The organism is Flavobacterium soli DSM 19725 (genome assembly GCF_000422705.1).
Taxonomy (GTDB): Bacteria; Bacteroidota; Bacteroidia; order Flavobacteriales; family Flavobacteriaceae; genus Flavobacterium; species Flavobacterium soli.
Map to the genome: position 1 here is coordinate 638,270 of NZ_AUGO01000001.1, position 23,420 is coordinate 661,689.

General features: G+C 33.9%; 24 protein-coding genes. 11 read left to right on the top strand and 13 right to left on the bottom strand.

Annotated features, from left to right (window positions below; all coding sequences use genetic code 11):
- Positions 1–12 precede the first annotated feature (12 nt).
- Together G508_RS0102870 and G508_RS0102875 are read right to left on the bottom strand one after the other, a co-directional pair.
- Positions 13–1,269, bottom strand: coding sequence for an aspartate kinase (locus tag G508_RS0102870; protein WP_026703913.1), 1,257 nt, complete (start codon positions 1,267–1,269; stop codon positions 13–15).
- A 52-nt stretch (positions 1,270–1,321) separates the two neighbouring features.
- The gene (locus tag G508_RS0102875) at positions 1,322–1,801 is read right to left on the bottom strand and encodes a GNAT family N-acetyltransferase (protein ID WP_026703914.1); all 480 of its coding nucleotides are present in this window, start codon (positions 1,799–1,801) and stop codon (positions 1,322–1,324) included.
- Positions 1,802–1,909: 108 nt separating this feature from the next.
- Between G508_RS0102875 and fbp the strand changes: the two genes are divergently transcribed.
- Positions 1,910–2,929, top strand: a complete 1,020-nt coding sequence (gene fbp / locus G508_RS0102885; protein WP_026703915.1) for a class 1 fructose-bisphosphatase — start codon at positions 1,910–1,912, stop codon at positions 2,927–2,929.
- A gap of 183 nt (positions 2,930–3,112) precedes the next feature.
- Here fbp and G508_RS0102890 read toward each other — a convergent pair whose 3' ends face one another.
- The gene (locus tag G508_RS0102890) at positions 3,113–3,544 is read right to left on the bottom strand and encodes a tellurite resistance TerB family protein (protein ID WP_026703916.1); all 432 of its coding nucleotides are present in this window, start codon (positions 3,542–3,544) and stop codon (positions 3,113–3,115) included.
- 173 nt (positions 3,545–3,717) lie between these two features.
- Here G508_RS0102890 and G508_RS0102895 point away from each other — a divergent pair, with 173 nt between their 5' ends.
- From G508_RS0102895 to G508_RS0102905, 3 genes are all read left to right on the top strand, one after another.
- On the top strand, positions 3,718–4,308 hold the full coding sequence (locus tag G508_RS0102895; RefSeq protein ID WP_026703917.1) for a HupE/UreJ family protein: 591 nt from the start codon (positions 3,718–3,720) through the stop codon (positions 4,306–4,308).
- A gap of 153 nt (positions 4,309–4,461) precedes the next feature.
- A complete protein-coding gene (locus tag G508_RS0102900) occupies positions 4,462–4,893 on the top strand; it encodes a deoxycytidylate deaminase (protein WP_026703918.1) in 432 nt (143 codons plus the stop codon).
- Positions 4,894–6,465, top strand: coding sequence for a S41 family peptidase (locus G508_RS0102905; RefSeq protein ID WP_026703919.1), 1,572 nt, complete (start codon positions 4,894–4,896; stop codon positions 6,463–6,465).
- A 260-nt stretch (positions 6,466–6,725) separates the two neighbouring features.
- Here the strand turns inward: G508_RS0102905 and G508_RS0102910 are convergent, their stop codons facing one another.
- From G508_RS0102910 to G508_RS0102920, 3 genes are read right to left on the bottom strand one after another with little or no spacing between them, the layout of a single operon-like run.
- Positions 6,726–7,334: an FAD-dependent oxidoreductase gene (locus G508_RS0102910; protein WP_026703920.1), complete on the bottom strand. Its 609-nt coding sequence runs from the start codon at positions 7,332–7,334 to the stop codon at positions 6,726–6,728.
- Between the two features lie 2 nt (positions 7,335–7,336).
- Positions 7,337–7,537 (bottom strand): hypothetical protein, encoded by a 201-nt coding sequence (locus G508_RS0102915; protein ID WP_026703921.1) that lies wholly within the window; start codon positions 7,535–7,537, stop codon positions 7,337–7,339.
- A gap of 40 nt (positions 7,538–7,577) precedes the next feature.
- Complete coding sequence (locus tag G508_RS0102920) at positions 7,578–8,153, bottom strand: MarC family protein (RefSeq protein ID WP_026703922.1); 576 nt, start codon at positions 8,151–8,153, stop codon at positions 7,578–7,580.
- A 184-nt stretch (positions 8,154–8,337) separates the two neighbouring features.
- Between G508_RS0102920 and G508_RS0102925 the strand changes: the two genes are divergently transcribed.
- The 6 genes from G508_RS0102925 (at position 8,338) to G508_RS0102955 (ending at position 15,230) form a co-directional block, all read left to right on the top strand.
- On the top strand, positions 8,338–8,904 hold the full coding sequence (locus tag G508_RS0102925; RefSeq protein ID WP_026703923.1) for a DUF3109 family protein: 567 nt from the start codon (positions 8,338–8,340) through the stop codon (positions 8,902–8,904).
- Positions 8,905–9,170: 266 nt separating this feature from the next.
- Positions 9,171–10,160, top strand: a complete 990-nt coding sequence (locus G508_RS0102935) for a ribonucleotide-diphosphate reductase subunit beta (protein ID WP_026703925.1) — start codon at positions 9,171–9,173, stop codon at positions 10,158–10,160.
- 182 nt (positions 10,161–10,342) lie between these two features.
- The gene (locus tag G508_RS0102940; RefSeq protein WP_026703926.1) at positions 10,343–12,763 is read left to right on the top strand and encodes a ribonucleoside-diphosphate reductase subunit alpha; all 2,421 of its coding nucleotides are present in this window, start codon (positions 10,343–10,345) and stop codon (positions 12,761–12,763) included.
- Positions 12,764–12,866: 103 nt separating this feature from the next.
- Positions 12,867–13,571 (top strand): AAA family ATPase, encoded by a 705-nt coding sequence (locus tag G508_RS0102945; protein ID WP_026703927.1) that lies wholly within the window; start codon positions 12,867–12,869, stop codon positions 13,569–13,571.
- Positions 13,572–13,582: 11 nt separating this feature from the next.
- Complete coding sequence (locus G508_RS0102950; protein ID WP_026703928.1) at positions 13,583–13,804, top strand: hypothetical protein; 222 nt, start codon at positions 13,583–13,585, stop codon at positions 13,802–13,804.
- A gap of 82 nt (positions 13,805–13,886) precedes the next feature.
- A complete protein-coding gene (locus G508_RS0102955) occupies positions 13,887–15,230 on the top strand; it encodes a deoxyguanosinetriphosphate triphosphohydrolase (protein ID WP_026703929.1) in 1,344 nt (447 codons plus the stop codon).
- Positions 15,231–15,235: 5 nt separating this feature from the next.
- On the opposite strand, the gene G508_RS0102960 is transcribed toward G508_RS0102955, so the two are convergent.
- Genes G508_RS0102960 through G508_RS0102970 form a run of 3 tightly spaced genes read right to left on the bottom strand, consistent with a single transcriptional unit; the run spans position 15,236 to position 18,664 of the window.
- Positions 15,236–16,204 (bottom strand): DUF3078 domain-containing protein, encoded by a 969-nt coding sequence (locus G508_RS0102960; protein ID WP_026703930.1) that lies wholly within the window; start codon positions 16,202–16,204, stop codon positions 15,236–15,238.
- A 45-nt stretch (positions 16,205–16,249) separates the two neighbouring features.
- Positions 16,250–18,019, bottom strand: a complete 1,770-nt coding sequence (locus G508_RS0102965; RefSeq protein ID WP_026703931.1) for a 1-deoxy-D-xylulose-5-phosphate synthase — start codon at positions 18,017–18,019, stop codon at positions 16,250–16,252.
- Between the two features lie 54 nt (positions 18,020–18,073).
- A complete protein-coding gene (locus tag G508_RS0102970) occupies positions 18,074–18,664 on the bottom strand; it encodes a hypothetical protein (protein WP_026703932.1) in 591 nt (196 codons plus the stop codon).
- Positions 18,665–18,723: 59 nt separating this feature from the next.
- Here G508_RS0102970 and G508_RS0102975 point away from each other — a divergent pair, with 59 nt between their 5' ends.
- Positions 18,724–19,170 (top strand): nucleoside deaminase, encoded by a 447-nt coding sequence (locus G508_RS0102975; protein ID WP_026703933.1) that lies wholly within the window; start codon positions 18,724–18,726, stop codon positions 19,168–19,170.
- Here the strand turns inward: G508_RS0102975 and G508_RS0102980 are convergent.
- From G508_RS0102980 to G508_RS0102995, 4 genes are all read right to left on the bottom strand, one after another.
- Positions 19,167–19,616 (bottom strand): outer membrane beta-barrel protein, encoded by a 450-nt coding sequence (locus G508_RS0102980; protein WP_026703934.1) that lies wholly within the window; start codon positions 19,614–19,616, stop codon positions 19,167–19,169. The genes G508_RS0102975 and G508_RS0102980 overlap by 4 nt on opposite strands.
- A 197-nt stretch (positions 19,617–19,813) precedes the next feature.
- Complete coding sequence (locus G508_RS0102985; protein ID WP_026703935.1) at positions 19,814–20,179, bottom strand: DCC1-like thiol-disulfide oxidoreductase family protein; 366 nt, start codon at positions 20,177–20,179, stop codon at positions 19,814–19,816.
- Positions 20,176–20,913 (bottom strand): GLPGLI family protein, encoded by a 738-nt coding sequence (locus G508_RS19395; RefSeq protein WP_051197410.1) that lies wholly within the window; start codon positions 20,911–20,913, stop codon positions 20,176–20,178. The genes G508_RS0102985 and G508_RS19395 overlap by 4 nt, the downstream gene beginning before the upstream one ends.
- A gap of 5 nt (positions 20,914–20,918) precedes the next feature.
- Entirely contained in the window at positions 20,919–23,414 is a 2,496-nt protein-coding gene (locus G508_RS0102995) for a hypothetical protein (RefSeq protein ID WP_026703936.1), read from the bottom strand.
- Positions 23,415–23,420: the final 6 nt, after the last annotated feature.

A 23,420-nucleotide genomic window follows, 5' to 3' on the forward strand; every position in this document is an offset into this window, starting at 1 on the left:
ATTTTTTTTGGATTATACTTCCCTAGTCACAATTTGCATCGTCTCTCGACTGACTTGTTTCAAAAGAACTTCTTTGTTTTTTTCTACCATCTGAGAAGCTTTTTCATCAAAATGGCGAATCGTGTAGAGCGAAACATTCTCGTTATAGGAAACTTGGAATTTTTTAGAAAGTATATTTTTTAGCTCATTAAAATTGCCAAATTTGTCTTCGATACAAACGGAGAAACTAATGGCAGAATTCTGAATCAAGCTTACCTTCATTTTATATTTGTGGAACAAACCGAAGATTTCACTGATGTTTTCTTCCATAATAAAATCGAAGTTTATGGAAGAAAGCGAAACTAATAATTGACTTTTTTTCACAATAAAACAAGGCAAGTGTGGCTCTAGATCGGCACCTTTGCTAACGCTTGTTCCTGGTAAATCAGGATTTATAAAGGATTTTACAAACAACGGAATTTCTTTTTTTCTTAATGGCTGTAAGGTTTTAGGGTGAATAACCGTTGCGCCATAAAAAGCCAATTCGATCGCTTCACGATAGGAAATCTGGTTGAGCAAAGTTGCATTTTCAAAAAATCTCGGATCTGCATTCATCACTCCGGGAACATCTTTCCAAATCGTTACACTTTCGGCATTCAAGCAATAGGCAAAAATAGCAGCGGTATAATCTGATCCTTCACGTCCTAAAGTTGTCGTGAAATTATTTTCATCAGAACCTAAAAATCCTTGGGTAACATTCAGCACTTTTCGCTTTACGTTTTTCGAAATATTTTGCTGTGTCAAATCCCAATCTACTCCTGCATCGCGGTAGTTACTGTCGGTTTTTATGAAATCGCGAACATCAATCCAGTTGGTTTTTATTTCGCGATAGTTCATGTAATGGCTCAAAATGGTAGTCGAAATCAATTCTCCGAAACTCACGATTTGATCATAAACAAAGTTGTAATTTGGCGATTTATTATGGTTGAGGAAATATTCTAATTCGGCAAAAAGGGTAGTCACATTTTTAAACACAACATGCCTTTCGTCTTCAAAAAGATCCATCAAAATTTCGTTGTGATACTTCTTGACTTCCTGAACTGAAGCTTGCAATTCTTTCGATTTTTCGAAATAATTCTTTATTACCACTTCCAATGCGTTAGTAGTTTTTCCCATTGCGGAAACCACTAACAATACATCCTCATAACCCACTTTTTGAAGAACGTCATACACGTTTCTCACTCCGGCAGCATCTTTTACAGAAGCACCTCCAAATTTGAATACTCTCATTTTTAGATTTTAGATTTTAGATTTAGGAATTAGGATTTTCCTGAACCTGAATTTATTTGGTATTTAGATTGTAAAATTCTTCTATCCCCTTTTCGTCCATTTGGACCACTCGCCAAGTTTCTAGCAATTTAGCTCCCGATTTTTCATAAAAATCAATGGCCGGTGTGTTCCAATCCAAGACATTCCATTCCACTCTTCTCACATTGTCTCTTTTTCCCTGTTTCAAAACTTCAGAATATAAGGCAAACCCTAAACCTTTTCCACGCATTTTTTCATTTACAATCAAATCTTCCAGATGGATGGTTTTGCCTTTCCAGGTAGAATAACGGTAATAATAGAGTGCAACACCAACAATTTTGGCATCAACTTCGGCAACAAAAGTATGGAACAAAGGAGTTGCCGAAAAACCATCACGTTCTAAATCTTCGACTGTAATCACAACTGCATCAGGTTCTTTTTCAAAAACCGCTAGTTCTTTAATCAGATTTAAAACCGAATAGATGTCTTGTTTAGTGCCTTTGCGAATGTTCATTGGGAATAATTTGGGCAAATATACAATTCTCGGAAACTATCCAATAAAAAGGCTTCCATTTTCACAAAAAAACCGATATTTGTACCACATAACTACAACGATTTCGGAATGGAAGAACGTAACAAAACCTTAGGTGAGTTTATCATCGAAAAACAAAAAGACCACCAGTATTCATCTGGAGAATTATCAAAAATAATCAATTCTATCCGCTTGGCGGCGAAAGTTGTAAACTACAAAGTGAATAAGGCAGGGTTGGTAGATATTGTTGGAGCTGCAGGAGAACAAAATATTCAGGGTGAAGATCAGCAAAAACTCGATGTGTATGCCAATGAAGTTTTTATACAAACGCTAATCAATCGTGAAATTGTTTGCGGAATTGCCTCCGAAGAAAACGACGATTTCATTACCGTAGAAGGTTTAGACAACGGTCATAATAATAAATATGTAGTATTGATGGATCCGCTTGACGGTTCTTCAAACATCGATGTCAATGTTTCGGTAGGAACTATTTTTTCGGTTTATAAAAGGATTACGCCAATAGGAACTCCTGTTACTTTGGAAGATTTTTTACAACCTGGAACAGCTCAAGTAGCTGCAGGTTATGTAATTTATGGAACTTCAACAATGTTGGTTTACACTACAGGACATGGTGTTAATGGATTTACTTTGAATCCAGCAATTGGAACATTCTATCTTTCACACCCAAATATGAAATTTAAGGAAGATGGAAATATCTATTCTATCAATGAAGGAAATTATATCCATTTCCCACAAGGAGTTAAGGATTATATCAAATATTGTCAAACAGAAGAAGGTGATCGTCCTTATACTTCTCGCTACATCGGAAGTTTGGTTTCCGATCTTCATCGAAATATGATTAAAGGAGGAATTTATATTTATCCAACAAGTTCAAAAGCTCCAAACGGGAAATTACGTTTACTTTACGAATGTAACCCTATGGCTTTTATTGTGGAACAAGCTGGAGGAAAAGCTTCGGATGGTTTTGGTAGAATCATGGATATTGAACCTACAGAATTGCATCAACGTGTACCATTTTTCTGCGGAAGCTTGAATATGGTAGAAAAGGCCGAAGATTTCATGATGAAGGCCAAATTGAGCAAGTACTAAATCAGTAACATATCTCGCAAAAACGCAGAGCCGCAAAGTTTAATTTCTTTGTGGCTCTTTATTTTATAAAAATATAAAAACCATTAAGATGTTAAGTTTATTAAGTCATGCTTAATTTTTCTTAATACCTTAATGGTTTTAAAAACTCAGTTGCTTAGTAGCTTAGCCACTCAGCAACTTTTCTTATTTATTCATGTGTTGCATCTCGAAAAGGAAAGTATCCAAATCAACATTCAATACTAATAAAGACAAAGCTTTGTCTACAATATAATGAACGTTTCCTGGTGTAAAACCTAATGCCAATGCAAAACGAGTCAAAATTTCTTTTTGTTTTGGGCCAAGAACGTGATCTGCATAAACCATTCTCGACAAATCGTATAAACGCTCCAACCTTTGGGTGTGCAAGTAAGGAGGGTTAATTGGATATTTCAAAGGATTTTCGAGAATCTCTTTGTATTCTTCCGAAGAAATTTCCAATTGGTTGGCCAACTTGTCCAAGAAATGTCTTTCTTCTTCGCTCAAGTGTCCATTCTCCATTGCGACTCTCACAATAGAAGAAAAGTGACCTTTATTTCTGTTTTTAAATCCGCTATCAAATAATTCTGCAAATGACATAATTAATGTTTTAAATATCCTGCAAATATAATTCTATTTCAAAAATTTTAGCCGTATAATTTTAAAAGTTTTATCAATAAAAACAAATCATTGCGTTATAAAGATAGGAATTCTTTATTCGCAAAATAAATTGTAAGTTTGACTTCCCCAAAAACGTTTAAAAATTATTTACTATGTCAGAATTAATGATATATCTCGAAATAGGACTTCGCCACGTTCTAGACATCAATGCCTACGATCATATTCTTTTTCTTGTGGCATTAACCGTTCCCTATGCCTTCAAGGATTGGAAAAAAGTATTGATTTTGGTTTCTATTTTCACACTCGGACACACCTTGGCTTTACTGCTATCGGTTTTAGAAGTGGTAACTATAAAAGCAAGCTTGGTCGAATTCCTTATTCCTATAACAATTCTTTGTACAGCAATTTACAACCTTTTTACGGCTGGAAAATCAGTCAGAAAAGAAAATATCAGCGTCACAGGATTCATCACTTTATTCTTTGGAATTATCCATGGACTCGGGTTTTCTAACTATTTCAAATCCATACTAGGAGGTTCGGCTGGAGATAAATTACTGCCTTTACTTGAATTTGCATTAGGAATTGAAGTCGCCCAAATAATTGTAGTCTTGCTTGTTCTCGTTCTTTCTTTCATCGTTCAAAATTTTTTCCGAAACTCAAAACGCGATTGGATTCTCATCGTTTCGTCGATTATAATAGGAATAATCATCCCGATGTTAATAGAAAGCGAAATTTGGAATTAATAGCTTTTGAAGCGAAACGTTTGCGTATTTTTGTAAACCATTTTCCTGCCTTCCTTCCAAATCTTTTTATTTTTTTAAAGAAAAAAAATAAAAAGGATTTTCCCTCCAGTCAGGGCTAGAAAGGAAACCATTTGAATTTTTGTAAACAAAGTAATGAATCTGAAGAAACTCAATAAATACGACAAAGCCTATCTCCGAATTGCAAAGGAATGGAGTCTTCTGTCCTACTGTAAACGAAAACAAGTTGGTGCCATCATCGTAAAAGACAGGATGATTATTTCCGATGGCTATAACGGAACTCCAAGTGGATTCGAAAACTGCTGTGAAGACGAAGAAGGATTGACACATTGGCACGTGCTTCATGCCGAAGCAAATGCTATTTTAAAGGTAGCACGATCCACACAATCCTGTGAAGGAGCAAGTTTATACATCACACTTTCACCATGCAAGGAATGTAGTAAGCTCATCCATCAATCTGGAATTAAAAGAGTAGTCTATCAAAATGGTTACAAGGACGATTCTGGAATTCAATTTTTGATAAAAGCAGGAGTAGAAGTAGTCCATATTCCAATATTAGAGCAATAAATGAAAAGCACAAAAAAATATCTTCCCATATTATTTTTTGCAACCTTGGCAATTGGCGTTGTTCTTGGAACTATGCTCAATTTTCCCGTTCCTGGAAATTTTTCTTCGGCAAATAATCATAAAAACAAACTCAACAAGCTGATTGATTTTATTGATGCAGAATATGTTGATAGTGTCAATACCGATTCTATTGTGGATCTAACCGTAAATAACATTCTCGAAAAGCTCGACCCACATTCGGTTTATATTGCTCCAGAAGAAATGGAAGGTGTTTCCCAAAGCATGAAAGGCGATTTTGTAGGGATTGGGATTAATTTTTATATGGTAGGAGATACTATTGCAGTCATCAAACCTGTAGAAAACGGTCCTTCAGCCAAAGCTGGAATTCAAGCTGGTGACAGGATTTTATTTGCTGGAAAAGACAAGCTCTTCGGAAAAAAAATACATCAGGATACGTTGTTTTCGAAATTAAAAGGAAACGTTGGCTCAGAAGTGCAATTGACGGTCTATAGGAAAACCCAAAATAAAAAGTTCAATGTAAAAGTCATTAGAGATGTAGTTCCCATAAAAAGTGTAGATGTGGCTTTGATGCTCGACAAAACAACGGGTTACATCAAGATCAATCGCTTTGCCGAAACTACTTATGATGAATTCAAGAAAGGTTTGTTTTCGCTTAAAAAACAAGGAGCAAAAGCATTGGTAATTGACGTTCGGGATAATGGCGGTGGTTATCTCGAAAAAGCAGTAGAAATAGCCGATGATTTCTTGAAAAAAGACCAATTGATTGTTTTTACAAAAAATAAAAAAGGTAGAACCGACAAGACTTTTGCTTCCGAAAAAGGAATTTTCGAAACCGGAAATGTATATGTTTTGATTAACGAAAATTCAGCTTCAGCGAGTGAGATATTGGCTGGAGCTTTGCAGGATAATGATCGAGCTACAATTGTTGGAAGACGTTCTTTTGGAAAAGGATTGGTGCAACGCGAAATGGATTTTGGTGATGGTTCGGCTGTTCGATTAACGGTTGCCCGTTATTTTACACCAACAGGTCGTTCGATTCAAAAATCATACAAGGAAGGAAACGAAGATTATTTCAGGGAATTTGGGCATCGTTTTGAAACGGGCGAATTATATTCAAAAGACAGTATCAAAATCGCCGATACTTTGAAATTCAAGACACCAAAAGGTAAGATTGTATATGGTGGTGGCGGAATTGTACCCGATGTTTTCGTGCCTTTGCAAGTAGAACATGGTCAGGAAAGTATCGTCTATATCATGCAATCGCCAATGGTTGGGAATTATGCTTTCGAGCAATTGGATCAAGACAGAAATGCTTTTAAAGGACTTACATTTGAGCAATTAGTAGCCAAAATGCAAAAAACGGATTTGTATTATACTAATTTCAAAGCCTATCTCAAGAAAAATGAAATCGATCTGAAATTGGATAAAAACAAGGAGATGGTTAAAAGATACATCATGGCAGAATTTGCCGGACAACTTTTTGGAGAAGAGAAGTATTTTGAAATCATTCTGCAACAAGATGCGATGATCAAGGCAATTTTGAAGAAGTAAGGGTATGAGTTAATGGATTCAAAACAGAAGGAAATCATTAACTGAAAAGAAAATCCAAGTGCGAAATATTATAAATCAAGTTTATAAGCCCAGAGGGCTGAAATTATTATAGCATAATTTTACAACATTTAAAAAACCCTGTAGGGGTGACATTATTGTAGAATGTTTGTTGGTAAATCATCACAACCCCGTAGGGGTGACATTTTATCTAAGAAATAATGTCATCCCTACGGACTTGATATATTTTGCGACAACAAAACTTATTTTTTTATACTATCGTGAGCTTGAGAATGAATTCCATTATTCCACAAAGTCAAAATATCGGTAGCAACGGATGCACCACTTCCCGAAGCTATAGAAAGCTGGCTTCTCCAACCCGCTAAAGTTCCCGCAACATAAATTCCTTCAGTAACTTTATGGTCAACGTTTGTTAGTTGAATTCGGTTTTTCTCTGGAATAGCCTTTCTGTGAGGCTCTACATATTGCATCAAGCCTTCAATCGCAAAGGTATTCGAAGTATTGATGGCTACAACAATATTTTGTGTACGGTAGGATTTTTTATTAGTTACAACCAAAAAATCAGGATATTCACCTTCAATTTTGAATACTTTTTCGTTGGGAATTTGATCGATATGAGGATAAGCTTCGGATAGATGCTCAAGACTTTCAGTCAATAATTCGGAACCTAATTTTCCTGCTGGAATTCCGTAGGCATTATTAAACAAGGCTTCTTGAAGGTTTGAACTTTTTTGATGAGTAAAGATTCCGATTTTTTTATCGCTTGCAAAAGGTTTTTTATAGGCAGAACCTAGAACCAAGGCACATGAAACTCCCGAAACTCCGCCACCAATTATTAGAACATCAAACATGCTTAATTGCCTTTTGTTTTTTCTTCAATCATTTTCGACATTCTGAAGATAAGTAGAATAAAAACAGCACAAAATGAAGCTGCAATTCCAATCAATCCAACCAAACTATCTCCTGTGAATAAATTATCGAAGTCAAGAAGCGTGATGTTGAAAACAATTAGGGCAAGTGCCAAAACTATTAATATGGAAGTGAAAATTTTCATTAAATATATTTTATAGGAAGTGAAATTAGTATTTTTTAGCCTAAATAAACAGTGCTTTAACATTAGATGCAAATAATTTAACAGCAATCGCTAAAAGCACTACTCCAAATGTTTTTCGGATGACTCCTAAGCCATTCTTGCCCAGCATTTTCTCGATTTTTGAAGACGATTTTAGTACGGCATAGACCAAAATAATATTTAGAATAATACCGATGATGATATTTACCGTTTGAAATTGGGCTCTCAAAGACAATAAAGTTGTCATGGTTCCAGCTCCAGCAATCAAAGGAAAGGCAATCGGAACAATGGAAGCCGAACTTGCTTCTTCATCTTTATAAATTCGAATGCCTAGAATCATTTCTAAAGCAAGAAAAAACAATACAAATGAACCTGCTACAGCAAATGAATTTACGTCAATCCCAATCAGGTTTAGGATTTCTTCTCCAACAAAAAGAAAAACAATCATGATGATTCCGGCAACAAGCGAGGCCTTTTCAGACTCAATGTGGCCGTGTTTTGATCGTAAATCAATAATAATTGGAATACTTCCGATGATGTCAATTACTGCAAATAATACCATTCCAACAGTAATCATTTCTTTGAAATCAAAGTTCATAAGAGAGGGGTTTTTTCAGACCGCAAAAGTATTTTATTTTATAGAGAACATTGCCAAGTATTAGTTAATTTTTTTAGATGTTTATCTGTTGAAAATCAAAACGTTGTGAGTTTAAATCCTAAAGCCTAAATCTAATCCCGAAGCTTCGGGACTAAATTCTAAATTCTAATCGTATCTTTGCAGCATGTTTCAACTAGGAAAAACAATTGTCTCCGAAGACATTTTAGAAAAAGATTTTGTGTGCAACCTTTCGGCTTGTAAGGGTGCTTGTTGTGTAGATGGTGATGCAGGAGCTCCATTATCCGAAGAGGAAACTAAAATCATGGAAGCTATCTATCCAAAAGTCAAGCCTTTTCTTCGCAAGGAAGGAATCGCGGCAATCGAAGCTCAAGGCACTTGGGTTGTGGGAACCGATGGAACTTTAGAAACGCCTCTTATTGATGAAAAGGATTGTGCTTACGTTATTTTTGATGGAAAAACCGCACTTTGCGGAATAGAACAAGCCTATAATCAAGGAGAAGTTGATTGGAAAAAACCTGTTTCCTGTCATTTATATCCAATACGAGTAAAAGATTTCTCTGAATTCGCAGCTGTCAATTATGACCGTTGGGATATTTGTGATGATGCCTGTTCTTTGGGTAAAGAATTAGAAGTTCCTGTTTACAAATTTGTAAAGGAAGCTTTGGTTCGAAAATTTGGTGAAGATTGGTATGCTGAACTTGAAAAAGTGGCTGCCGAACTCAAAAAATAAACAACTCAACAATAGTATTTATTTTCGTTTTTATTTGTAATAGATTCCTATATTTTACAGCACTTCGCATTCTTTTTTTATTTTTAAAATATTGATTTTCAGTATTTTGTAAATTGTATGAAAACGCCTCACAATTTTTATCGTTGTTAAAAACTATCGGCAATTGTGGATAAGTTTGGCTTTTATTTAACGCAAGAAATCGCAATCTTTGTATCACCCTTTACGGCAAAAATTAATCTTCATAATACAATAAAAGTCAGTCCAGTATGTCATCAATAGAACCAATTTTACAAGAGAACAAAGATCGTTTCGTAATTTTTCCTATAAAACACCACGATATCTGGGAATGGTATAAGAAAATGGAAGCCAGCTTTTGGACTGCTGAAGAAATTGACCTTCACCAAGATTTGAACGACTGGAACAATAAATTGAACGAGGATGAAAAGTATTTCATCAAGCACATCTTAGCTTTTTTTGCTGCTTCTGACGGAATTGTAAATGAAAATCTAGCGGAGAATTTTGTGAATGAAGTGCAATATGCCGAAGCGAAGTTTTTCTATGGTTTCCAAATCATGATGGAAAACATCCACAGTGAAACCTATTCGCTTTTGATTGATACGTATGTAAAAGATGAAGTAGAAAAAGACCAATTGTTTCATGCCTTGGAAGTGTTTCCAGCGATTCGTAAAAAAGCGGATTGGGCTTTGAAATGGATTGAATCCGATTCATTCGCTGAAAGACTGATTGCTTTTGCAGCCGTTGAAGGAATTTTCTTTTCAGGTGCATTCTGTTCGATTTATTGGTTGAAAAAACGTGGTTTGATGCCAGGTTTGACCTTTTCGAACGAATTGATTTCTCGTGACGAAGGTGTTCACTGTGATTTTGCGGTTCATTTGCACAATCACCATTTAATAAATAAAGTGCCGAAAGCGAGAATCACGGAAATTTTAGTCCAAGCTTTAGATATTGAAAGAGAATTTGTTACCGAGTCACTTCCTGTAAGCCTTATCGGGATGAATGCAAAATTAATGACACAATACTTGGAATTTGTAACCGATAGACTTTTAGTGGAATTAGGATGTGCAAGAGTGTACAATTCTACCAATCCGTTTGACTTTATGGACATGATTTCACTTCAAGGAAAAACAAATTTCTTTGAAAAAAGAGTTTCAGAATACCAAAAAGCGGGTGTAATGAACAGCGGAACAGCAAACGATAGCGATAGCCAAAAAATAAGCTTCGACGCCGATTTCTAAATTTCTGCCTTTAGGCAAAAGCCAAAATCAAAATTAATAATCAAAGTTTAAGACAACTTAAACTTCAAAATAACGTTGCAATATCATAGCGTAGCGACTTTATGCCTTGACGGCAAAATATATTACAAATAACCCGAAATCAGGGAAGGGATTCTCGGTTTCACAAAAAAAAACAAAAGCTTATGTATGTAGTAAAAAGAGACGGCAAGAAAGAGCCGGTAATGTTCGACAAGATTACGGAAAGAATTAAAAAACTATGTTACGGGCTGAATCATTTGGTTGACCCTGTTAAAGTTGCAATGCGTGTTATCGAAGGTTTGTATGACGGTGTTTCTACCTCAGAACTGGATAACCTTGCGGCAGAAACGGCAGCGGCAATGACCATTACACATCCGGATTATGCACAGTTGGCGGCTCGTATTGCGATTTCTAACTTGCACTCCAATACCAAAAAATCATTCTCGGAAACCATGACAGACATGTATAATTATGTCAATCCGAGAACTAATAAACTTTCTCCATTATTGTCTGATGAAGTTTATGAATCCATTATGGAAAATGCTGAATTCTTGGATTCGCATGTGATTTATACGAGAGATTTCAATTACGATTACTTCGGGTTCAAAACCTTAGAGCGTTCGTATTTGCTTAAGATAAATGGAAAAATCGTCGAAAGACCACAGCACATGTTGATGCGTGTTGCTGTCGGGATTCACTTGAACGATCTTGAAGCGGTTATTGAAACCTACGACTTGATGTCGAAAAAGTTCTTTACACACGCTACACCAACACTTTTCAACTCAGGAACACCAAAGCCACAAATGTCGTCTTGTTTTCTTCTAACGATGAAAGATGACAGTATTGATGGAATTTACGATACGTTGAAACAAACGGCAAAAATCTCGCAATCAGCGGGAGGAATCGGTTTGGCTATCCACAATGTGAGAGCTACAGGTTCTTACATCAGCGGAACAAACGGAACGTCTAACGGAATTGTGCCAATGCTTCGTGTGTATGACATGACAGCTCGTTATGTTGATCAAGGTGGAGGTAAAAGAAAAGGAAGCTTTGCGATTTATATCGAACCTTGGCATGCTGACATCATGGATTTCCTTGATTTGAGAAAAAACCATGGTAAGGAAGAAATGAGAACCCGCGATTTGTTCTTGGGAATGTGGATTCCAGATTTGTTCATGAAACGAGTTCAGGAAGATTCAACTTGGACGTTGATGTGTCCAAACGAATGTCCAGGTTTGAGCGAAAATCATAGTGAAGCTTTTGAAGCTTTATACTTGAAATATGAAGCCGAAGGAAAAGGAAGAAAAACCATCAAGGCAAGAGAAATTTGGGAGAAAATCATGGAATCTCAAGTAGAAACTGGACTTCCTTATATGTTGTATAAAGATGCAGCCAACAGAAAATCCAACCAGAAAAATCTTGGAACTATCCGTTCGTCTAATTTATGTACGGAAATCATTGAATATACGTCTCCAGATGAGGTTGCGGTTTGTAACTTAGCTTCGATTTCACTTCCGATGTTTGTGGAAGATGGCGAATTCAACCACCAAAAATTATATGAGGTAACCAAACGCGTTACCCTAAACTTGAATAAAGTAATCGACAGAAATTACTATCCTGTAATTGAAGCCGAAAATTCAAACAAACGTCATAGACCAGTAGGTTTGGGAGTTCAAGGTTTGGCCGATGCTTTCATTATGTTGAGAATGCCTTTTACAAGTGATGAGGCCAAGAAATTGAACCAAGAAATTTTCGAAACGCTTTATTTTGCAGCCGTAACTTCTTCGATGGAATCTGCGAAAGTAGAAGGGCCATATTCATCGTATGAAGGTTCGCCAATTTCGCAAGGAGAATTTCAATTCAACCTTTGGGGATTAAAGGATTCTGATTTGTCAGGTCGTTGGGACTGGGAAGGATTGAGAAAAGAAGTATTGAAACACGGTGTTAGAAATTCACTTTTGGTGGCGCCAATGCCAACGGCTTCTACGTCACAAATTCTTGGAAACAATGAAGCTTTTGAGCCTTATACATCTAATATTTATACCAGAAGAACACTTTCTGGAGAGTTTATAGTAGTAAACAAGCACCTTTTGGAAGACCTTGTAAAAAGAGGATTGTGGAACGAAAACTTGAAGCAAGAAATCATGCGTCATAATGGTTCGGTTCAGAATATCGATGTGATTCCGCAAGATTTGAAAGAACTTTACAAAACCGTTTGGGAAATGTCGATGAAAGATATCCTTGATATGTCGCGTCAAAGAGGATATTTCGTAGATCAATCGCAATCGTTGAACTTGTTTATGCAAGATGCGAATTATGCAAAATTAACGTCGATGCATTTCTATGCTTGGCAATCAGGATTGAAAACAGGAATGTATTATTTGAGAACAAAATCAGCAGTTGATGCGATTAAATTTACATTGAACAATGATAAAAAAGTAGAACCAATTCCAGTAGCAGCTCCTTTAGAAGTTGTAAACATGGTGCAGGAACCCGTTGCTCCAATCGCTGTTGATGATTTCAAAGCAATGTTGGCAAGAGCACAAGCTGCTGAACCAGATGATTGTGAAATGTGTGGTTCGTAAATAAGAATTATAATTTAAAAATTAGAAAACAGCTGTCAAATGACGGCTGTTTTTTTTAAGCACTAATTTCAGTCTTCGTATATTTGCATCAAAATAAAAAAGCTTGAGTTTATTATATTTTAGAGATCGGGAGAATGTTGATTTGGAAAATGTTTTCTTCGAACATTCCGTTTCCGAACAAATCCAGCAATTCCTGAAGGAACATCAGTTTGCTGAAATTCTGCAACAGTATGAACTTCCTGTAGCCAACAAGATTTTATTGTATGGAAAAACAGGTTGTGGCAAAACCATGACGGCAAAAGCCATTGCAAAAAAGCTCAACAAGAATATTTTTATTGTCAATTTGGCTTCGGTTGTTTCTTCGAAATTGGGAGAAACGGCGAAGAATGTCCAAAGCATTTTCAAGGAATCCAATTATGAAAATTCGGTTTTGTTCTTTGATGAATTCGATTCGTTGGGACAAATTCGAGACTATGATAATAAAGACAGTAGCGAGATGAAACGAGTGGTAAATGCCATTCTTCAATTAATTGATAACTTCCCCAAAAACTCTATCTTAATTGCAGCTACAAATCAAATCCAGATGATTGACGAAGCTTTGATTAGAAGATTTGAACTACGGCTTGAATTTGCCTTACCTTCAAAAATAGTTTTGGAAGCATTTTACACCAAATTACTGTCTAAATTTCCTGCTAAATATCAAAACATCGAAAAGCAATATGGAATTTCGTTTTCTGAAGCAAAAGACCTTATCTTTAGGCAAGTCAAAAACAACATCATTTCGGATGAAATGAATAAATTAAATTAAAAAACATTAAAATGTCAAAGGAAAAAGGAGTCTATACCGGAATTATAGAGCAAGATGCCGACGGAAATTTTTTCTGTGGAGAATACCTGCTGGATTATCAATATACAGTTGCGAATTTCAAATTAGGAGATGAAGTTAATATCAAAACCGTGATTGTAAATCCAAGTGATAGAAGCTACAATCTATATCCGAAAAAATCAAGAAACTTTTTCTTGGCGAACGAAAAGGAGTAGTGATCAGTGATCAGTTGAAGTGAAATCCTCAATCCTAATTCCTCAATCTAAACTCTAAAATCTAAACTCTACAATCACAATGATGCACTGGGAACAACTCTTATCCTTAAAAAGACAAGGCGACAAAGGCAAAAGACTACGAAAAGAACAAGACGATACAAGGCTTGGTTTTGAAGTAGATTATGACCGGATTATTTTTTCGTCGGCTTTCCGGAGCCTTCAGGATAAAACACAGGTTATTCCGCTTTCAAAGACTGATTTTGTGCATACACGTTTGACCCATAGCTTGGAAGTTTCGGTTGTAGGCCGTTCTATCGGAAGATTGGTAGGCAAAAAAATCATTGAAAAATATCCGCATCTTCAAGAAATACATGGTTATCAAGCGAATGATTTTGGTGCAATTGTAGCTGCTGCTTCGTTATCGCATGATATTGGAAATCCACCTTTTGGACATTCGGGCGAAAAGGCAATTGGAGAATATTTCAAGATTGGAAATGGCAAACAATTCAAAGATCAGCTTTCGCCAAAAGAATGGCAGGATTTGATTGATTTTGAGGGAAATGCAAATGGATTATACGTTTTAACAGGAACAAGACCGGGAGTTTCTGGCGGTTTAAGATTAACGTATGCTACTTTGGGAGCTTTTATGAAATATCCGAAAGAATCACTTCCAAAAAAGCCCACTCCAAATATTTCGGATAAAAAATACGGTTTCTTTCAAGCTGATAAATTATTTTTCCAGGAAGTTGCCGAAGAATTGGGAATGATCAAAAAAACAGGAACGGACATCGCTTTTCAAAGACATCCTTTGGCCTTTTTGGTTGAAGCTGCCGATGATATCTGCTACACGATTATCGATTTTGAAGACGGAATCAATTTAGGTTTGGTATCAGAGGATTTCGCCTTGGAATATCTGATTAATTTAGTAAAAGACAGCATTGATTCTTCTAAATTTCATCAACTCACAACAAAAGAAGACCGAATCAGTTATTTGAGAGCTTTGGCTATCGGAAGCTTGATTAACGATGCAGTAAAGGTTTTTATCGAAAACGAGGAAGCCATTTTAAGAGGCGAATTCCATTCGGCCTTGACCGATAAAAGCAAGTATAAAGTACAGATGGATGACATCATTAAATTGAGTGTCAAAAATATCTATCAAAGCAGGGAAGTGGTCGAAAAAGAAGTGGTTGGTTATCAGATTATCCAAACTTTATTGGACAAATTCATCACGGCTTTCAACAATAAATTCAACGGGGAAGCTTCGAATTATGATAATTTACTCTTGAAAATGCTGCCTGAAAAATTCCACGAAGAGAAGGATGATTTATACAAAAGATTGCTTCACATTTGCCACTACGTTTCACTATTAACTGATGGAAATGCATTAGAATTATTTGAAACAATAAATGGAAGAAAGAAATTATAGACTGACTAGAAGCTATAAATTAAACCAATTCCTAACATCTGTTTCAATTGCATTTTGGGACCAAGAGTAACTTGAACACCATCAATTTCTTCTTTTGCCTTGATATCATCGTCATAAATAATATGAGTGTTTACTGTAGCTCGGACATGTTTGTTGACAATAAATTCCCAATTCATTTGCCAATCGATGTCGATATTTCCAAAATTGTTGAGATAATCGGTATAAAGATTCAATCGATTATCGAGTTTAATATTTTTGAAAACTTCTTTCTTATAATTGCTGGTAAATAAGAAACCAAGTTCCGTTCTAGAATTTTTTCCTTCTCGAAGTAGCTCTTCTGTTATAGGGTCATAAATCGCTTTTTCAACCCCAAAAGCTCCCTGGTTGGCTAATCTTTGATCCAAAACCAAGGTGTTTTTCATCGTCAATGGCGAAATATAGAGTTGTAAATTCTTAGCCTTATTGTTATATTCGGCACCGACACCCAGAAAAGTATAGGCTGGAGCAAAAAGACGGGAAATGGCTAGATCCGTGTTGGGATAGGCATAACCGTTCGTGAATTGTGTGTTGAAATTGAATTTCGCACTATGGTACCAATTCGATGTGGTGTCTTTTCGATAACCAACTGTGGAGTTGATTTGGAAAGCATCATCAGTTTTACGCAATTCTACACCATCCTGCTTGCTAATCCCGTATCTAACAATCAATTCGTTAGACCATTTTAGATTTTCATTGTTATAATTTCGAGTAAAAGTTCCTTTTAATAAACCTGAAATAGAACTGTTTCCACCGGCACTCCAATTGACAAATGCAATTTCATTTAAGTCAAAACCCACAATATTTTCTTTTTTCCAATGGCTTTTAATTATTTTGGTAGAATCTGGCAGGTTTACTTTTATCGTGTCTACAGATTGTGCAAAAGAGCTGAACCCGACAAAAAGTACCAACCAAAAGGTCAAGGAAAAAAATCTCATAGTGAAGCAATTAATCAAATTAGGGTAATGCAAAAATCCATAATTTTAATAGCTTTCAAAAATTATTTGCAAACTTTTTGCATCAATTTCACTATAACGTTGTAGTTGATTCACGGTTCCATGTTCAATAAATTCATCTGGAATGCCGAGAATTTTTATTTTTGATGTATAATGATGAAGTGCAGCAAATTCAAGTATAGCAGTTCCAAAACCACCTTTTATAACCCCATCTTCAACGGTAATAACGTGTTCAAATTGGGTTAAAATTGATTGTAAAAGCTTCTCATCTAATGGTTTTACGAAAGGAAAATCATAATGGGCAAACTGGTCTTTATTTTTTATTTCGGCTAAAGCCAAAGTCACACTGTTGCCTATATACCCATTTGAAATGACAGCTACTTTCGAACCTTTCTTTATCAAGTTTGCCTTTCCAATTTCGATTTCTTCGTAAGGTTTGATCCAATCTTGATGCAGTCCACGACCACGAGGATAACGAATCGCTATCGGATGTTTCAGGCCTAATTGAGCTGTATATAAAATATTTCGCAGATCCATTTCATTCATTGGAGCATAAAGGATCATATTTGGAATGCATCGTAAATAGGCGATATCAAAAACGCCATGATGAGTAGCACCATCTTCGCCAACCAAACCAGCTCTGTCCAGACAAAAAATAACCGGAAGATTTTGCAACGCCACATCGTGAATTACTTGATCATAAGCTCTTTGCAAGAAAGTAGAATAAATATTGCAAAACACAATCATTCCTTGAGTTGCCATTCCAGCAGCCAAAGTTACAGCGTGTTGCTCAGCAATTCCAACGTCAAAAGCTCTGTTTGGAAAAGCATCCATCATGAATTTTAGTGAACTTCCCGATGGCATTGCAGGAGTAATTCCGATAATTTTTTCGTTGTTTTTGGCCAAATCTAAAACGGTCAAGCCAAAGACATCCTGGAATTTAGGAGGCAGATTTTCTTCAGATTTCTGAATGATTTCACCCGTTAATTTGTCGAACTTTCCAGGAGCATGGTATTTTACTTGGTCTTTTTCGGCTTGCTCCAAACCTTTTCCTTTTGTCGTGATGATGTGAAGGAACTTGGGGCCTTTTGTATTTTTTAATCGTTTCAATTCTTTGATTACAGTAAATATATCATGACCATCAATTGGTCCTGAATAATCAAAATTCAACGATTTGATCATATTATTCTGCCTCGGATTTTTTCCAGATTTTACCGCGGTCAGATAATTTTTTAAAGCTCCAACACTTGGATCAATTCCAATGGCATTGTCGTTCAAAATCACCAATAAATTTGTATCGGTAACTCCGGCATGGTTCAAACCTTCAAAAGCCATTCCCGAAGCAATCGAAGCATCACCCACAACTGCTACATGGTTTTTTTCAAAATCACCTTTTAAATTCGATGCAATTGCCATTCCCAAAGCGGCTGAAATTGCGGTAGAAGAGTGGCCTACGCCAAACGTGTCGTATTCGCTTTCAACTCTTTTTGGGAAACCAGAAATTCCTCCCAGTTGTCTGTTGGTGTGAAAATTATCTTTTCTACCGGTTAAAATTTTATGCCCGTAAGCTTGATGACCAACATCCCAAACCAATAAATCTTCGGGAGTATTGAAGACATAATGCAAGGCAATCGTTAGTTCTATAACGCCTAAACTCGCACCCAAATGGCCTTCCTTTACTGAAACGACATCGATGATAAAATCGCGTAATTCTTTGGCAAGTTGAGGCAATTCCGTTTCGGGAATAAGACGTAAATCTTTTGGGGAATTGATATGTGAAAGTAAATTGCGATTCATAGTATCCATAGAGAAGCAAATTTACATTATAAAATCGAATTTCTATTTCTCTGTTTATTTTAAAGAGTCTTTTTCGCGAACTATTACCGCTCCTGTAAGAACGATAGGTTCAGCAGGTTTTTTAGGTTGCTTTTTTATTACTGACTTGGTTTTACCAACGCTAGTTGGAGCTACAAGTTTGGCAGTGTCAATTGTAACATTTTGAAGTGTTTGGTTATTTTGTTCCAAGGTGTCAGGATGGAGAGGCAATCCCATAGTAGTCACAGGATGTGTTGTGTCATCAACAATTTCAACCTTGTCAATTTTTTGTTTGTCGCCATTTTTATCAGAACAACTCAATAATGTAGTTCCCATTGTGACCAATAACGCCAAAAGGAACATTTTATGAAACTGGACTTGAGAAACTAAAATCTGTTTTGGAATTTGAATGGTTATGGTGCTTAATTGTTTTTGATTGAACCGTCCACAAACTTTTTTCACTTGATTCTCTACTAAATAATGCTGGATTTCTGATGTATTCCAATTGGTAAAATCGACTACATTTTTCATGCAAGTGTCACAAAATCTTCCGTTTTCACTTGGTGTCATCTTCTCCCAGCTTTTAGAGCAAGGTTTTGGGATTTCAATTTTGTATTTAGTTTCCATAAGTAAGAGTCATTTTTAAAGATAACGGAAAATGATATCAAAAACGTATTTTTGTACCTATGGAAAACATTTTTACCGACGAATATTTTATGAAAAAAGCCCTTCAAGAAGCCGAAATGGCCTTTGAGAAAGGCGAAATCCCTGTTGGAGCCTTGATTGTAATCGACAATAAAATCATCGCTCGAACCCATAACTTGACCGAGATGTTGAATGATGTTACGGCTCATGCCGAAATGCAAGCTATTACTTCGGCAGCAAATTTCCTTGGCGGTAAATACCTGAAAAATTGTACGCTTTACGTAACCTTAGAACCTTGCCAAATGTGTGCTGGAGCTTTATATTGGAGCCAGATTTCTAAAATCGTTTTTGGAGCAAGTGATGAACAACGCGGTTTTGAGAAAATGGGTACTCAGATTCATCCTAAAACTACTGTTGTGAGAGGTGTTTTGGCGAAGGAAGCTAGGGATTTGATGAAGCGGTTTTTTTTGGAACGCAGAAAAAACTAAAATCGATATTCCATTTTCAATAAAGCATATCTTGGTTGCAAACGGTATTCTATTTTTGAAATAGTGATGTCGGAGATGCTGTAATTTCTAAATGTTTCAGTATTGAAAAGGTTGTTCCCAGAGAGTGAAAGTGTGAGTTTATTGTTTGTAAGCACATACCGAGCTTTTAGCTCTAGAAAATGATATTGGTTGTTTTCGCGATCGAGATTTCCAAAAAAGTAACGTTCAGATTTTAGTTGAACATTAAATTTATCGCTAAACATAAAAGAAAAATCCAGAAAACTCATTTTGTCCGTAAAGGAGTTCTCAATTGTAGTTTTCACTTGATTGTAATTCCATTTTGAGCCAATGTGGTAATTGAAAATGCCTCTAAAACCAGAACGGACTTCAAAACCATAATCGGTACTGAGGCTTTTAACTTCTCTCAGATTCGTGTTGTTCACCATGTTTTTGAAATTGATTTTAGACCTACTAGGATGAATGTAAATTAAATTTTATAGGTTCTAGATAATGTCAATGTTTGATGAAAGTGGCAAAAACGCTCAGTTCATTCTAAGGCTATGGAAAATAGTTCTACTGAATTTTGCATAAACAAAATAATAATTTTAAAAACTCATCAACTATTTTTAGTACACTCCCTTTTTTATATTTCGCAACTTTTAGAATTGCAGTGTATAGGTATTATTTTTCTTTTAACTGCTAATTCATTATAAATGTATTCTCCTATTCTAGTTATTTTTAAAATCAAAAGTAATGGGGTAATTAACCAAAATATTGGTAATTTTGAGAATATTAAACATATGGATTGAAAACCATAGTTCCATTTTCCATTATAACATGCCATTTGTTTTTTTGCTAATTCTAGATTTAAGTTTGGATAGGTGTTTTTATCTATATTTCTTAATTTTTTAGCATCTATTAGTTTAAAGTAATCTAGTTTTTGAATGGTATTTATAAAATTAGTGCAATTAGGACACCAATTGTCGTAGAGAACAATTATTTTTTTCATTTTTTAAATTGTGAAACTAAATTAGTTTTCTTTAATAAAAATACGGTTTCTTCTGTAAAATCATTTTGTTTAATATTTTTTAATTCATTCTTAATTGTGCTTTCAGATTTTGTGTAATTACTATAATTTTTTTCATAAGAAATCTTAGTTACAGAAATTGTACTAAAGTAATCCTCTGCCCATAAGACAAGACCAGGTAAATTATTATAGAGTGATGGTCCTGTTTGCACGGGAATCTCTTTTGTAAACCATACCGTAAACATTAAATCTTTATTTTTTGAAATTGCTTTATAACATTTGTAACCCATAATTTCTTTTGTGTCGTTTAATATTTCCCATTCTATGTTGTCTTTTCCTGTGATGTATATTTCTTGATCAAATATTTGCTCTTTTCTTTTATAGTAACCATCTTTTTGAATGATACAAAAATTTATTTTATTTTCAGGGTCTGTCCAATAATCCTCCTTACCTTTTACTTTAGTAACGATTAAAGTATCTAAAACAAATAAAGATTTTTTTTCTTTTAAATTATAATAGAGCGAATAATTGTAATTGTAACCTGTTCTTAAAGCAATGTCGAAATCTTTTTCTTCTTGCGGCGTTGAAGCATCATGGTTAAAGTAGTATTGACTGATTGGCAATAGACTATAATTAATTTTTAATATATTTTTATCACTTTGAGAAAATGCGAAATTTAAAAAAAAGACAGTACAAAATAAAGCAAAATGGTTCATGATAATTAAAGTTTAAATTGAATTCCGGTTAATAAATATCCTAATATATTAGGGTTTGTTGTTGTTGTAGTTATGCCTTGATTGTTGTTTGTTGAAATATTAGAAATGGGATTATCTAAATTAAATAGTGTTAATAGGGAATTTCCGGAGATCGTTAAATTAAATGTTTTAGAAAATTTATAAATAAAATTTAAGTTTATGTCATGTCTTTTAAATTTTGTTGAACCTAAATTAAAATTTTCTATATAAAAATTTGTTTTAAATTCTATTTTAGAGCTTTCGGCTAAAAACGACAAATTATATTTATCTATGATTACTGTATTTGTTTTTAAATTGTTTTCAAAAAAAATTGTATTACTAATTGAATAATTCAAGGATGCCTCTTTAATAAACCATTTGTTAGGCTCAAAAGAAATGTTATATTTTTGAATAAAATTTTGATTGTTAAATTTTACTGAATGATTAATGTTGTTTTGAATAAAAGTAAATTCATATTTTGGACTAATGGTAATTTTATGTAATTGTTTAGAAAAATACCAACCTTTTGAATAGGTTACATTATTATTTGTTACTATTTGTTTGTCTGATATAATTGCATTATAGACAAGCTGATTATTATCTATGCTATTAAAAATATAATTTATAGCATTATAGTTAAGGGAGCCATTTGTTGATAATGATAAATACTCTGATTTAGAAAAATTATAGAACGTGTATTGCAACCCTAGATTATTATTGGTTACTAATTGATTGTTAAAAGCGGTATCTGATAAATATCTAGAAAAACTATCTTTGTAATAAATTGGAATTGTTTGGATTATATCATTTTTTTTTAAAGTTCGCTCATAAAATAAATTCACACTTTTTTTTCTATTAATTTTAATGAATGCCGATAATGATATTGGAATAATAAATTTTTTAATGCTTATGTCATTTATTTCATTTTCCCAAATGGAGGCATTTGTTTTAAAAAAATAATTTATTTTTTTATAATCTCCTCTAAAAATTAAAGGAAATGAAAATATAGTTTCCGTATTTTCTAAATTAATAGCATTGATGCTCAGACTTTCAATATTATTCAAAACTTCTAATCCAAAATTAAAATTATGCTTATTGAAGTTATAGTCAAATAAATAATTAGTTTTAATTTTTGTTGATTTTAGATTGATGTTCTGGTCAAGATTTTGAGGTATTGGCATGTTATTTTGCACTACATCAGTTGAGTTTTCATTATAAAGATGAAAATCAAACGCACCTACAAAGTTATTTTTAAATTTTTGCTTTAATGAAATTGTATTAATGATGTTTAAAACTTTTAGATTAATGATTTCATTAGTATCAAATAAAGTCTCTGGATTATAAGATAAAGTTGATGTTGAATTTTCTTTTCTTTTATTAGAATAGCCAATGTTTGAGTCAAAAGTTAAAATATTATTTTGGTTTAATATTTTTGTATATTGAGCATTAAAAAGGTTTAGACTTCCCTTGTGTTCATTTTCAATTTTTTGATAGTTAATTAATTTATCAATTTCATTTCGTTCAATTTTTGTTTCAAAAATATTTTTAAGTGTATTTTGATAAACAATGAAGTTAAATTTTGAGTTTTTCTTTTCTTTTCTTAAAGTTAAACTGGATGAGGATAAGAAAGAAGTGTTTACGTTCCTATTTTCTGATGTAAAATCATAAATCAAGTTTTTATAATAATTACTTGATAAATTATTTATTTCTGTACTATTGTTTTCAAATTTTAAATCTTTTTCTAAGACATTATTAGTATTATTTGTAAAGAAAAAATTTAGTTTATCTGAAAAATACATGGTTTTTATTTTAACTAAGTATTTGTTTGAATAACCCGCACTAGTTTCAAAATTGCCTTTTAATAAACCTTTAAATTTAGTTTTGGTATCTATATTAATCACAGAATTCCTTTCGCTTTCAAAATCAAAACTAAATTTATCTTTATAGTTATTTACTACTTGGACTTTTTCTATCATTTCTTTAGTTATATTATTTAGTGCCAAATTATTTTGATTTATAAAAACTTCTTTTTGGTTAATTAATATTTTATTTATGGGTTTTCCTTCATAAAAAATGGTACCATTATCTGAAATTTGTAACTCATTATTTTTGTTGAGGATATCCTTTAAGGTTGATTCTTCAGTAAGATTATCACTTATTTTTAAATCAACAGTATCTTTAAGTATTTTGGCTGTTATCTCAACTTCTTTAAGAATAAAATTTTCTTCTTCTAATTCTATATCATAGATTTCTAATCCTTCAAAATTTATATTTTTTGTTTTGTAACCGATACTCGATATTTCTATCCTAAAAATTTTACCCTTGTAATTGACTTTAAAAAAACCCTCTTCAGTTGAAGTTGTATAGTTTATAATTTTATTGTTTAAATCATACAATAAAATTGAAGCCGACACAATTGGCTTTTGCTGCACATCATATATTTTGCCTTTTATTTCTTGTGAAAAAGAAATAAAAGAGATCATAAAAAG